This window comes from Microbacterium sp., from assembly GCF_032084865.1.
Lineage (GTDB): Bacteria > Actinomycetota > Actinomycetes > Actinomycetales > Microbacteriaceae > Microbacterium.
The window spans coordinates 1-12,292 of the sequence record NZ_DAMDLU010000086.1 but is presented as its reverse complement, the minus strand read 5'-3'; the positions used below and the strand labels follow the sequence as shown (position 1 = coordinate 12,292).

13 protein-coding genes are annotated in these 12,292 nt (G+C 70.3%); 8 read left to right on the top strand and 5 right to left on the bottom strand.

Annotated features, from left to right (window positions below; genetic code table 11):
- The 4 genes from RT309_RS09940 to RT309_RS09925 form a co-directional block, all read right to left on the bottom strand.
- A partial coding sequence (locus RT309_RS09940) for a beta-propeller fold lactonase family protein (protein WP_313356712.1) occupies positions 1-216 on the bottom strand: 216 nt, incomplete at its 3' end.
- Positions 217-239: 23 nt separating this feature from the next.
- Positions 240-1,526, bottom strand: coding sequence for an adenylosuccinate synthase (locus tag RT309_RS09935; protein ID WP_313356711.1), 1,287 nt, complete (start codon positions 1,524-1,526; stop codon positions 240-242).
- A 196-nt stretch (positions 1,527-1,722) separates the two neighbouring features.
- Entirely contained in the window at positions 1,723-2,934 is a 1,212-nt protein-coding gene (locus tag RT309_RS09930; RefSeq protein ID WP_313356710.1) for a cytochrome P450, read from the bottom strand.
- Positions 2,935-2,953: 19 nt separating this feature from the next.
- Positions 2,954-3,544, bottom strand: a complete 591-nt coding sequence (locus tag RT309_RS09925) for a hypothetical protein (RefSeq protein WP_313356709.1) — start codon at positions 3,542-3,544, stop codon at positions 2,954-2,956.
- A 92-nt stretch (positions 3,545-3,636) separates the two neighbouring features.
- Between RT309_RS09925 and RT309_RS09920 the strand changes: the two genes are divergently transcribed.
- Genes RT309_RS09920 through RT309_RS09890 form a run of 7 tightly spaced genes read left to right on the top strand, consistent with a single transcriptional unit; the run spans position 3,637 to position 9,939 of the window.
- Positions 3,637-4,662 carry a MoxR family ATPase gene (locus RT309_RS09920; RefSeq protein WP_313356708.1) on the top strand — a complete coding sequence of 342 codons (1,026 nt, stop codon included), beginning with the start codon at positions 3,637-3,639 and terminating at the stop codon, positions 4,660-4,662.
- 26 nt (positions 4,663-4,688) lie between these two features.
- Positions 4,689-5,591 (top strand): DUF58 domain-containing protein, encoded by a 903-nt coding sequence (locus RT309_RS09915; protein WP_313356707.1) that lies wholly within the window; start codon positions 4,689-4,691, stop codon positions 5,589-5,591.
- Positions 5,578-6,066, top strand: coding sequence for a hypothetical protein (locus RT309_RS09910; protein WP_313356706.1), 489 nt, complete (start codon positions 5,578-5,580; stop codon positions 6,064-6,066). Before RT309_RS09915 ends, RT309_RS09910 begins: the two co-directional genes overlap by 14 nt.
- A 9-nt stretch (positions 6,067-6,075) precedes the next feature.
- Positions 6,076-7,080, top strand: coding sequence for a VWA domain-containing protein (locus RT309_RS09905; protein ID WP_313356705.1), 1,005 nt, complete (start codon positions 6,076-6,078; stop codon positions 7,078-7,080).
- A complete protein-coding gene (locus RT309_RS09900) occupies positions 7,077-8,069 on the top strand; it encodes a VWA domain-containing protein (protein WP_313356704.1) in 993 nt (330 codons plus the stop codon). Before RT309_RS09905 ends, RT309_RS09900 begins: the two co-directional genes overlap by 4 nt.
- Positions 8,066-8,836 carry a hypothetical protein gene (locus RT309_RS09895; RefSeq protein WP_313356703.1) on the top strand — a complete coding sequence of 257 codons (771 nt, stop codon included), beginning with the start codon at positions 8,066-8,068 and terminating at the stop codon, positions 8,834-8,836. The genes RT309_RS09900 and RT309_RS09895 overlap by 4 nt, the downstream gene beginning before the upstream one ends.
- Positions 8,830-9,939, top strand: a complete 1,110-nt coding sequence (locus tag RT309_RS09890; RefSeq protein ID WP_313356702.1) for a hypothetical protein — start codon at positions 8,830-8,832, stop codon at positions 9,937-9,939. The genes RT309_RS09895 and RT309_RS09890 overlap by 7 nt, the downstream gene beginning before the upstream one ends.
- An 8-nt stretch (positions 9,940-9,947) precedes the next feature.
- Here RT309_RS09890 and RT309_RS09885 read toward each other — a convergent pair whose 3' ends face one another.
- The gene (locus RT309_RS09885) at positions 9,948-11,486 is read right to left on the bottom strand and encodes an FAD-dependent oxidoreductase (protein WP_313356701.1); all 1,539 of its coding nucleotides are present in this window, start codon (positions 11,484-11,486) and stop codon (positions 9,948-9,950) included.
- A gap of 154 nt (positions 11,487-11,640) precedes the next feature.
- On the opposite strand from RT309_RS09885, the gene RT309_RS09880 reads away from it, so the two are divergent.
- Positions 11,641-12,292 (top strand): BadF/BadG/BcrA/BcrD ATPase family protein (locus tag RT309_RS09880; RefSeq protein ID WP_313356700.1); only part of this gene is annotated, 652 nt, incomplete at its 3' end.

Below are 12,292 nucleotides of genomic sequence, written 5' to 3'. Positions count from 1 at the left end.
CGCGAACGCCTGCACCGCGCCGTCGCCCTCCAGCGCCGCGTAGACGACATCGAGAGTCGGATGAGCGGCCAGCCACGACGGGGATGCCACCGGCGCGGCCGTGCCGCGATGCCGCAGCGTCGACGGCCCGCCGCCGTCATCGACCGACAGGACGCCGATGCCCTCGGCATCCCCGTCCATGTCGGTGCCGTATCCGCCCACCCAGAACTGCGTCATGCTGCGTCCTCCGGGCCGGGCGATCAGTCGATCAGGTCGTGGCGCACGATGACCTGGTCGCGGGCGGGGCCCACGCCGATCACCGAGATGCGGGTGTTGCTCATCCGCTCGAGGGTGAGCACGTAGTCCTTCGCGGTCTGCGGCAGGTCGTCGAAGGTGCGAGCCGCCGAGATGTCCTCGCTCCAGCCCGGGAAGTACTCGTAGATCGGCTTCGCGTGGTGGAAGTCGGTCTGGTTGACGGGCACCTCGTCGAAGCGCGTGCCGTCGACGTCGTAGGCCACGCACACCGGGATCTGCTCGAGTCCGGTGAGCACGTCGAGCTTGGTGAGCACGAGGTCGGTGATGCCGTTGACGCGCGTCGCGTAGCGCGTGATGGGAGCGTCGTACCAGCCGGTACGTCGGTCCCGACCGGTCGTGGTGCCGTACTCGAACCCGGTCTTGCGCAGCCACTCGCCCATCTCGTCCTCGAGCTCGGTGGGGAACGGGCCCGAGCCGACGCGGGTGGTGTAGGCCTTGACGATGCCGACGATGCGGTCGAGGCGGTTGGGTCCGACGCCGGATCCGGATGCCGCTCCCGCTGCCGTCGCGGTCGACGAGGTGACGAACGGGTACGTGCCGTGGTCGACGTCGAGCATGGTCGCCTGGCCGGCCTCGAACACGACGACCTCGCCGCGACCCAGTGCCTCGTCGACCAGGTGGCCGGTGTCGGCGACGAGAGGACGCAGCCGCTCGGTGTACGTCAGCAGGTCCTCGACGATCTCGTCGACCGTGATCGAGCGGCGGTTGAAGACCTTCACCAGCAGGTGATTCTTCTGGTCGAGGGCGCCCTCGACCTTCTGCCGCAGGATGTTCTCGTCGAACAGGTCCTGCGCGCGGATGCCGACGCGGTTGATCTTGTCGGCGTACGCGGGGCCGATGCCGCGGCCGGTCGTGCCGATGCGGCGCTTGCCGAGGAAGCGCTCGGTGACCTTGTCGAGAGTGCGGTGGTACGCGGTGATGATGTGCGCGTTGGCGCTGACCTTCAGGCGAGAGGTGTCGACGCCGCGCGCTTCCAGCGCGTCGAGCTCCTGGAACAGCACGGCGAGGTCGACGACGACGCCGTTGCCGATCACGGCGTTGACGCCGGGGCTCAGGATGCCCGAGGGCAGCAGGTGCAGGGCGTACTTCTCGTCGCCGATGACGACGGTGTGGCCGGCATTGTTGCCGCCGTTGAACTTGACCACCCAGTCGGTGCGCTCGCCGAGCAGGTCGGTGGCCTTGCCCTTGCCCTCGTCGCCCCACTGGACGCCGACGATCACGATTCCTGGCATGCGTGTACCCCCTGGTGCTGCACGCTTTCGCCGGGTTTGCACCGGCAGATGAGCTGGCCCTGATCGGGCGTGACCATCCTATCGGAGGGCCCTGCGCCCCCCTCGGTCCGTCAGCACGCACCCGCCGGAGGGCCCTGCGCCCCCCTCGGTTCGTCAGCACGCACCCGCCGAAGGGCCCTGCGACCGCCGCGGCGCGTCAGCCGGCCGGGGTGAACCGGATCGGGAATCGCACCGGACCGGTGTTCCCCGAGACGGGAAGCCACTCGCCGGGCCCGTCGGGCACGGCATCCGGCATCCGCTGCGCGAGCAGCGGCAGCGCGACCGACATGTCGGTGCGGGCGACGAAATGGCCGAGGCAGTGGTGGATGCCGCCGCCGAAGCCGGCGTGCAGCGGGCGGTCCTCGACCGTGATGTCGAAGCCGGGCTCGTCGCCCATGCGCGACGGATCGGTGCCGATCGCGTGCGAGAGCACCTGCACGATGCCGCCCTTCGGCACGTGCAGCCCGTTCAGGTCGACGTCCTCGAGCGCCTCGCGGGTGACCCACGTGACGGTCGGGTTCACGCGCATGACCTCCTCGACGGCGACGCCGCCGAGCTCGGGACGCTCGGCGAGCAGCCGCCACTGCTCGGGGTGCGCGAGAAAGGTCTGCAGGGCGAGTCCCAGCTGATTGCGCGTGGTCTCCATGCCGGCGAAGGCGAGGAAGACGAGCGCGACGCTGAGCTCGCGGCGGGTCAGCGGCTTCTCATCCGGCACCTCGGCGCCGGCCGCGTGCGCCTGCACGAGGGTCGTGACGAGGTCGTCCCGCGGATGCTCGAGGCGGTCGTCGACGACCTTCTCGATGTACCCGGTGAGGCCCTCGAGCGCGGCCTCGATGCGCGGCAGGTCGTGGCGCACGTTGATGCCGAAGGACTTGCCGAGGTCGTCGGCCCAGTGCGCGACCTGCGGCCACTCGTCATCGGGCAGGCCCAGCAGCATGCAGAGGATGCGCGAGGAGTAGGGCTCGGCGAACTCCGACACGAACTCGACGGTGCCGCGGGCGGCGAACGCGTCGATCAGCTCGTTCGCGAGCGCCTGGAACTGCGGGCGCATCGCCTCGATGGTCTTGTTGCGGAACGCCGGCCCGAGCAGGCGTCGCATGCGCAGGTGGTCGGTGCCCTCGATGCTCAGCAGGGTCTCGGTCCACCACTGCTGCCACGGTCCCTCGTGGATGCCGTTCTGCGCCGGCCAGCGCGCGTTGCCCTGCTGGAACCGGCGGTCTTTGAGCAGCGCGGTGCCCTCGTCGTAGCGCAGCACGGCCCAGCCGTACGGGGTCTCGGCGTACCAGCTGTCGTCACGCGCGTCGTGCACGACATCGGAGTTGACGTCGAACGACGTGTCGGCGAGATCGAGGAACGGCGCTGTTCTCATGCTCGGAGCATATCGCCGCTCAGAGCACGCGTGAGCAGGTGCCGGTGGCCTCTCCCGTCACCGAGTTGCCGTCTCCGTTCGCCTGCACGCCGTCGGCGCACAGCAGGTCACCGCCGATCGAGTTCTTCACGAGCGTCGCGCTGCGCACCCCGGCGATGTCGAGCGAGCCGCCGATGGTCGAGAGCTTGACGACAGCGCCGCCGCGGCCGTCGACCGCGAGGCTGCCTCCCACGGTCGCCTCGGTGATCGTCACCTGCTCGGCGCCGGTCACCTCGATTCCGCCGTCGAAGGTGCCCCCGATGATCTTGACGACCCGGTACGACCCGAACGACAGGTCGCCGGACGCGGTCGCGTTCTCGAGCACGCAGACATCGCCTTCGCCGGATCCGGATGCCTGAGCGCAGAGTTCGGTGGCGGCCTGCGCGGCGCCGGTCTCGCCGGCGGCTTCCGTCGCTGCGGGCGACTCCGTGGCATCCGGGCTCGTCGTCGCGGCGGACGGGGTGGGCGAGGCGGACGCCGCAGAACCGGCGTCGGATGCCGGCGCCGAACAGCCGACGAGGCCGAGACCGAGGAGGGCGGTGAGAGCGAGGGCAGCGGTGGTGCGGGACATCCCTCCATCCTCTCGCGCCTCGGCTGGGCGGTTACCCTGTACCGGGGGTTCTCGGTCGTCGACGAGCGCCCGACGCGCACGAGGAGTGAGAGATGTCTGAGTTCCCGATTGCCGGATCGCCCTCGCAGGCTCCCCCCGCGAGCGCCGACGATCTGGCGCGCGCGCAGCGCATCCTCCAGGTCATCTCCGACTCCTACGCGACGAAGATGGTCGGGCAGGACAGCCTGCGCGTCAGCCTGCTCGTCGCGCTCATCGCCGGAGGCCACATCCTGCTCGAGTCGGTGCCGGGCCTGGCGAAGACGACTGCGGCGAGCACCCTCGCCGACACCGTGAAGGCCAGCTTCAAGCGCATCCAGTGCACTCCCGACCTGCTGCCCAGCGACATCACCGGCAGCCAGATCTACGACGCGGCGACCGGCAGCTTCCGCACCATCCTGGGTCCCGTGCACGCGCACTTCGTGCTGCTCGACGAGATCAACCGCTCGAGCGCGAAGACCCAGTCGGCGATGCTCGAGGCGATGCAGGAGCGCCAGACCACGATCGGCGGCGAGGTGCATCCGCTGCCGCGCCCGTTCCTCGTGATCGCCACGCAGAACCCGATCGAACAGGAGGGCACCTACGAGCTGCCGGAGGCCCAGATGGACCGCTTCCTGCTGAAGGCGATCGTCGAGTACCCGAGCCCCGCCGAGGAGTTCGAGATCCTCAACCGCATCGACTCGGGTGCGCTCGACCCCGACCGACACGTCGCCGGCGCGATCAGCCTCGACGACGTGCACGACCTGCAGGACATCGCCTCGCGGGTCTACATCGACCCCGCGATCCGCAACTACATCGTGCAGATCGCATACGTCACCCGCAATCCCGCGCCGTACATCGGCGAGGAGCGCGCCCGGTTCATCAAGTACGGCGCGAGCCCCCGCGCGAGCATCGCCTTCCTGCAGGCGTCGCGCGCCCTGGCGCTGCTGAACGGCCGCACCCACGTGCTGCCGGAGGACATCCGCTCGCTGCGCCACCTCGTGCTGCGCCACCGGGTGCTGCTGACCTTCGAGGCGGATGCCGAGGGCGTGCGCAGCGAAGACATCATCGACCAGATATTCGCGTCCGTGCCGACGCCGTAGCGCTCATGTCGAGTCTGATCACCCAGGTGAGAGCGAAGCTCTTCATCCGCTCGTCGCAGAAGTCGATGCACGCGCTGGACGGCGCGTATGCCTCGCTGCTGCGTGGGCGCAGCCTCGACTTCGAGGATCTGCGTCCCTACGAGTTCGGCGATCAGGTGCGCGACATCGACTGGCGGGCCACCGCTCGGCACGGCGAACCGCTCATCAAGCGCACGAAGGCCACCCGCAAGCACACAGTGCTGTTCCTGGTCGACACCGGTCGCGGCATGCGCGCCCTCGCCGAGGACGAAGGCGGCAAGCGCGATCTCGCCGTGCTGCTGACGGGCGCCCTGGGCTTTCTCACCGTGCGCCACGGCGACGATTTCTCGGTCATCTACGGCGACAGCGCACGGGTGCGCCGGCTGGCGACCGGCAGCAGCGAGGGCGCCCTCGAGCACGCGCTGCGCACGGTCAGCGCGGCCATCGACGCGAGCACGGCGGCATCGGATCGGGATGCCCTGCTGCGCTACACCGCGAGCAACATCGCGCGGCGCATGATCGTCGTGCTCGTAACCGACGAGACGCCGATCACGCCGGACACCGAGGGTCTGCTGCGCCGGCTCACGGTGCAGCACGATCTGCTGTGGCTGACCGTGCGCGACGCGGATCCCGTGGTGCCCTTCGACAGGCTCAGGGACCCAGAAGGCAGGCTCCGGGACCCAGGAAGCGCGCACCGGCGTGATGTCGACAGCGGCTGGGCCATCCCCGACTTCGTGCACGGCGACACCGAGGTGATGGCCGAGCTCGCCGCCGATGAGGCGGCGCACACCGGCGTGCGCGATGCGACGCTGCGACGTCTGGAGATCACGCACGCCGAGTTCGGCGCCCAGAGCACCGCGGTGCCGACGCTGCTCGCGATGCTCAACAGGAGGTCGCATGCCCGCTCCTGATGAGCTGTACCCGCCCGCGCAGTACGGCTGGGGCTGGATCGTGCTGGCGATCGGCATCCTGCTGCTGCTCGCCGGCGCTGCATGGCTGCTGCTCGCCCTGACCCGGCCGAAGCAGAGCGTGACGCTGCCGGGAGAGCCCGCCCACGTCCCGCCCACGGCGGCCGTGCTCGATCAGCTTCGCGGCGAGTATCTGGTCGACGTGCAGCGCATCGAAGATGCATACCGTTCTGGGAATATGCCGCCCCGTCAGGCGAACCTCGAGCTGAGCCGCAGTGTGCGCGCCTTCGTCAACGAGTACTCCGGCCTCGAGGCCCCGGTGCTCTCGCTCGACGACCTCATCGCCCGCGGGGTCGATCCCGCCCTGATCGATGCGATCCGCCGGCACTACTACCCGAGCATCTTCCAGCGCGGGCCGGCGATCGATCCCGTCTACGGCGCCGAAGCGGCGCGCGCCGTCGTCACGAGCTGGCACTGAGGTGACGACGTGACACTGAACATCTGGTGGATGCCGCTCGTGGCTCTCGGCGTGCTGATCGCCGCCATCGTGATCGGCGCGGTCATCGGCATCCGGCCCGGCCGACGAGCCGACGCCGGCCCTGCGGCGCTGGTCTCGCGGGCCGAGCGGCTGCGCGCGCTGCCTTCGTTCCGCGCCGCGGTGCGCCGGCGCATGGCACTGCTGTCGGGCATCGTCGCGCTCGGCGCGATCGCCGTCCTCATCGGCGGGGTCGTCGCCGCTCGGCCGATGGCGCCGAAGACCGTGCAGCCGGTGAACGCCAGCCGCGACATCATGCTCTGCCTCGACGTGTCGGGCTCCATGTCGGATGTCGACGTGGAGGTGCTCAGTGTCTTCGAGAAGCTGCTCGAGGGATTCGAGGGCGAGCGGATCGGGCTGACGATCTTCAACAGCTCGCCCGTGCAGGTGTTCCCCCTCACCGACGACTACGCGTTCGTGAAGGAGCAGCTGCGCAGCGTGCGCAGCAGCTTCGACTACGCCGACGAGACGCCCGAGCACTGGGTCGGCACACTCAACGGCCCCGGTGCCTCGTTGATCGGCGACGGCCTCGCCGCCTGCACGATGCGCTTCGACCGTCAGGACGACGAGCGCAGCCGCTCGGTGATCCTCGCGACCGACAACGAGCTCGCGGGCGCCTCGATCCTCACGGTCGAAGAGGCGGCGCAGTACGCGAAGTCGCAGCAGGTGCGCGTGTTCGCGCTCAATCCGGTGCAGGGCAAGGACGCCCAGGTCAGCGCGCAGCTGACCGACGCGGCGAAGCTCACCGGCGGGCAGTCGTACGCGCTGCGCGCGACGACGACCGTGGGCGACATCATCGCCGAGATCCAGAAGCAGGAGGCGACGACGCTGAAGGGTCAGGCGCAGGTGATCCTGGTCGACAGCCCGAACCTGTGGATCGCGCTGATGCTCGTGGCCGTGCTCGGCTTCGTCGTGCTGCTGACCGTGATCCGGGATGCCGGCAGGGGGCGCTCATGATCCTCCAGCCCGTCCTGCATCCGATCCTGCTCGCGCTGCTGTGCGCCGTGCCGGTCTTCTTCGTCATCCGCTTCATCGTGAAAGGACCGCAGCGCGGTCTCTGGGCCCTGCGCCTGGGCATGATCGCGGTCGTGTTCGTCATGCTGCTGCGTCCCGGCATCCCGGGCGGCACCTCGCAGACCCTCGCGACCGACACCGATGTCGTGATCGTCGTCGACACGACGGCGAGCATCGTCGCCGAGGACTGGGCGGGTGACCGGCCGCGCATCGACGGCGTGCGCGCCGACGTGCAGGCGATCGTCGACGAGTACCCGGGAGCGCGGTTCGCGCTGATCAGCTTCGACGCGGCGGCGCAGCTGCGCCTGCCGCTGACGACGGATGCCACGGCGCTCATCTCGTCGCTCGATGTGATGCGCCCCGAGGTGACCGACCAGTCACGCGGGTCGTCGATCGGCATCGCGAACCGGATGCTCGCCGACACGCTCTCCGCGGCGGCGAAGGCTTCGCCCGAGCGCGGCCGCATGGTGTTCTACCTCGGCGACGGCGAGCAGACCGCGTCGAGCGAGCCGGAGTCGTTCGCGTCGAGCGCGAAGTACGTCGACGGCGGCGCGGTGCTCGGGTACGGCACGACCGAGGGCGGGCCGATGCGGAAGACGACCGGCCAGGGAACCGAGGGCGGCGATTACATCGAGTATCAGGGCGGGCCGGCGCTGTCGGTGATCGACGAGGACAACCTGCGACAGGTGTCGGAGCAGCTCGGCGTCGAATACCGGGCACGGACGGCGGATGCCGCGATCGAGCTGCCCGAGGCGCCGACGAGCACCACCGACTACGCCGCCTCGGGCGAGGTCGGCAACGTCATCGAGCTGTACTGGATCGCCGCGCTCGCGTTGATCGTGCTGCTGGCCGTCGAGGTGGCGATCGCGGTGACGGCTGTCATCCGGCTGAAGGGTCTGGCCAGGCCGCGGCAGACAGGAGACGCGTCATGACGGGTCCGTCGCACACCGACGCCGCGAAGGCGCTGCTGGCCGTGAACCGTCGGCGTCGCAGCATCCGCCGCTGGGTCGTGATCGCGACCCTGCCCCTCACGCTCGCCGCGCTGCTGTTCGTGGCGAAGCTGCTGAGCATGTACGCGTTCGCGCACACGTCGATCAGCTCGTTCGTCTCGGGCGCATACGCCGAGTCGGAGTCGGCCGCGCGCGGTCAGGACATCGTCAACTGGTTCGAGCCGTTCGCGGCGCCGTACAACATCGGCACAGCACTCGGGGGTGCCGACGACCTCGCCGCCGCACGTTCCGAACTGGAGCGCGCGGTTCCCCTCGCCCAGGGCCTGCAGGTGTGCCCGGTGCTGATCAACCTGTCGCTGGTGATCGAGCGGCAGGGCGACGCCGCGCAGGCAGACGGCGACGCTGCGAAAGCCGCCGAGTTCTACGGCGACGCGCTCGAGGTCACCGTCGAGACGCCCGAGGAGTGCCGCAGCGACGACGCCCAGCAGCAGTCGCCGCAGCCGAACCGCGACATGAGCGACACGCTCGACGAGAACCAGCAGCGCCAGCAGGAGAAGCAGAATCAGAGCCAGCAGCCTCCGCCCGGGCAGCCGCAGCAGCCCGACCAGGGAGAGCAGCCGCCGACGCCGCAGGACAAGCTCGATGACATCGAAGACCGCCTGAATCAGGGAGCGCAGGAGCGCGAGGATCAGCTCGGCGGCGGGCAGGGCGACGAGGGCTCCGGCGGCGGAACGGACAGGCCGTGGTAGATCGTCAGCGCAGCAGATACATCGGCGGGTCGGAGGGGGCGCCTCCCCTCCCCCCGGTCGGTGGCTACTCGGGTGCGGCTCGCGCTCGGGGCGGTCTTGATGCCGCGGCCGGCCTGCCGCCGGCATCCGGGGTCACCTACACCGACCCGGCGGCGGTCCGGAAGCAGGGTGTCAACGGCATCGGGCTCGCCGCCATCTCGGCGACGGCCATCTTCGCCGTGATCCTGCTGCTGCTCATGCTCGCCGGCGGCACCGACGCCCTGTACGGCGTGACGCTGCTCGTGCTGCAGCTGGCGATCGTGGGCGTGATCGTCGCGGCGATGCTCACCCGCCGCGGGCGGATGCTGGGAGCGATCGCGCTTGCCGTCTCGCTCGTCTTCAACGTCGCGACCGTCGGCGCCGCGGGCGCCCTGTACTCGTCGGCGACGCAGGCGTACGACGGCACGAAGTCCGAGCAGCAGCGGCACGAGGAGGCGTATCCGGGCGTGAAGGACTTCTCGCCCGAAGAGGCCCTGAACGGCCCGTCCCTCGAGAGTGTTCAGGCCGAGGGCGACGCGCTGATGGCCGCGATCCGCGCGCGCTTGAGCGAGCGCTACGGATACACCTGGGTGCAGAGCGGCACGGTCGACGTCAGTCCCGAGCGCAACGGGTACGGCGGCGAGTCGATGCTGCGCAACTACACCTCGACGGTCTGGACGACCCAGCAGCCCGTGCGGGACGACGCGCGCAAGCGGCAGGTCATGCAGGCGATCAGCGAGGTGCTTCTCGAGCGCGGCCTGAGCGATCTGTACCCGCTGAACGAGATCGACGCGGGCATCTCACCCGACATGGTGGCGAAGCTGTACGGCTCGACCGAGCCCTCCCGGCAGCACACCTGGGAGTACTACGGCGACAGCTACCCCGGGCCGATGCGGTTCTACGCGTACGCGTACGATCTCGCGAACGACCCGACCGGCGAGTTCCGCCTGCAGCGCGAGGCGATCGCGAAGCAGAGCGGCGAGCCGCTCGAGGGCATCCAGCTCGTCGTCTTCGCCCGCCGCGTGCTGCCCGAGGCCGACCGCGCCGAGTTCGAGCAGCGGCTGCGGGAGTACCCGGGGTTCTGACGACGGGGTCAGTCGACGTCGTCCACCGGCTCGCGCTCGTCGCCCGGCAGCTCGGGCTCGTCGACCAGCTTGAGATCCTCGACCGCGGGACCCTCGAGCAGGGTGCCGTCGGCGGCGAAGCGCGAGCCGTGCAGCGGGCAGTCCCACGAGCGCTCGGCGCTGTTCCAGGTGACGATGCCGCCCAGATGCGTGCACACCGCCGAGAGGCGGCAGGTGACGCCGTCGACCGTCGACACCGCGACCGGCTTCATACCGGCGCTGCCCACGACGCCCTCGCCCTCCGCGGGCGGCGTGTCGGGCAGCGGATGCCGTTCGGCCGAGATCCACCCCGTAGCGGCGTCCCGCGCCACCTCGGCACCCGCGACCGCACCCTGCACGAGATCCTTCGGCGTGGTGATGCGGTGGTGCAGCGTCTGCGCCCACGGGATGTTCCCGTCGAGCACCTCGGCGGCGATGCTGAGCGCCGCCGCGACGGCGTTCGTCATGCCCCACTTGTTGTAGCCGGTGGCGATCTTGACGTGCTTGCCGGTGCGCGGCATCCAGCCCACGAACGGCACCATGTTCAGCGACTGGTAGTCCTGCGCCGCCCAGGCGTGGGTGCGCTCGGCACCGGGGAAGTGCTGGTGCGTCCACCGCTCGAGGTCGTCGACGAGCGTCTGTGTGTCGTCGGCGCGACCCACATCGTGATCGTTGCCGCCCACCAGCAGCAGCTGCTCGCCCTCATGCGCGGCGGTGCGCAGCGACCTGGTCGGCGCGTCGATCGAGAGGTACATCCCCTGTGGGATGCGCGCGGCATCGGGCATCCGGTACGCCTGCGCGTACGAGCGGTTGGCCTTGAGCTTGGCGAAGTACAGGCCCCGGTCGAGGATCGGCACCCCGGTGGCCAGCACGACGGTGCCGGCGTGCACGTCGCCGACCGAGGTGATCACCCGGCTCGGCTCACCGGTGTCGACGTCCTTCACGCGCACGCCCTCGACGATCACCCCACCGCGCTCGCGCAGATCCGCCGCGAGCGCGCGCAGCACGTCCATCGGGTCGAACTGGGCCTGCTCGCGCAGCCGGATCGCGCCATGCACGCGGAACGGCAGCTCGAGCTCGCTCACCCGCTCGACGTCGAGTCCCGCCGCCAGGCACGCCTCGTACTCCTTCTCGATCGAACGAGCACCGTCTTCGGTTCCCGCGTAGGTGAAGGCATCGCGCCGGTCGACGGCGACGCCGTGCTCGCCGAGATAGCGCAGCATCCACTGCTGCCCCTCGAGGTTGCCCTCGACGTAGGCCTTGAGCACGCGGTCCGACCCGCGCGAGCGGATGCCCGAGAGCACACCGCCCTGCAGCAGGCTGAGCTTCGCGGTGGTGTTGCCGGTCGCCGCGGCACCGACGAAGCGGGCTTCGAGCACCGCGACCGACAGGCCGGCGCGCGCCAGAAGCAGGGCGGTGGTCAGTCCGGTCAGGCCTGCTCCGGCGACCACCGCGTCGTAGCGGGCGTCGGGCTCGAAGGTGTCGGTGGGGATGCGCTCACGCTGGTCGTCGAGCCATAGGGACGTCACGGTGTCTCCTTCGCTGGGGGCGAGTGACCCTCAGTACATCGTGAAGGCGGCCACGGTGACCAGGCCTTGACATCACGACCGACGCCAGCACGACGGGTGTCCTACGCTGGCTTCTGGTCGCGCGACGCGGCCTTCGATCGATCAGGGAGTCCACTTGCCCGAGCACACGCTTCTCGCCATCGACGCCGGACAGACGGGCATCAAGACCCGCCTCGTCGCACCGGGCGGCAGCGCTCAGGAGGGGCTGTTCCCCGGCGTGCTCACCGACCGGCCGCTGCTCTCGCAGCTGACGACGGTCGTCGCCGAGGTGACCCGCGTGACGGGGCAGGCGCCGCACACGGTGACCTTCGGCGTCTCGGGCCTCACCTCCGCGGACGACGAGGCGGATGCCCTGATGCAGCACCACGATCTCGCCGACGTGCAGCGCATCGTCGTCACCCACGACTCGGTCACCTCGTTCCTCGGGGTGCTCGGCGACCAGCAGGGGGCCGTTGTGGCGGCTGGCACGGGCGTCGTGACACTCGGCGTGGGCCCCGAGCACTCCGCGCGCGTCGACGGCTGGGGACACATCATGGGCGATGCGGGCAGCGGCTACTGGATCGGCCGAGCGGCCCTGGACGCAGTGATGCGCGCGCACGACGGCCGTGGCCCTGCGACGGCTCTGACCGCGGTCGTGCAGGAGTGCTGGCCCGACCTCGAGACCGCGTACGTGGCGCTGCAGTCCGCGGAGGATCGCGTGCGCACCGTGGCGTCGTTCGCCGCCCCGACCGCCCGGCACGCGGCATCCGGAGACGAGGTCGCGGGCC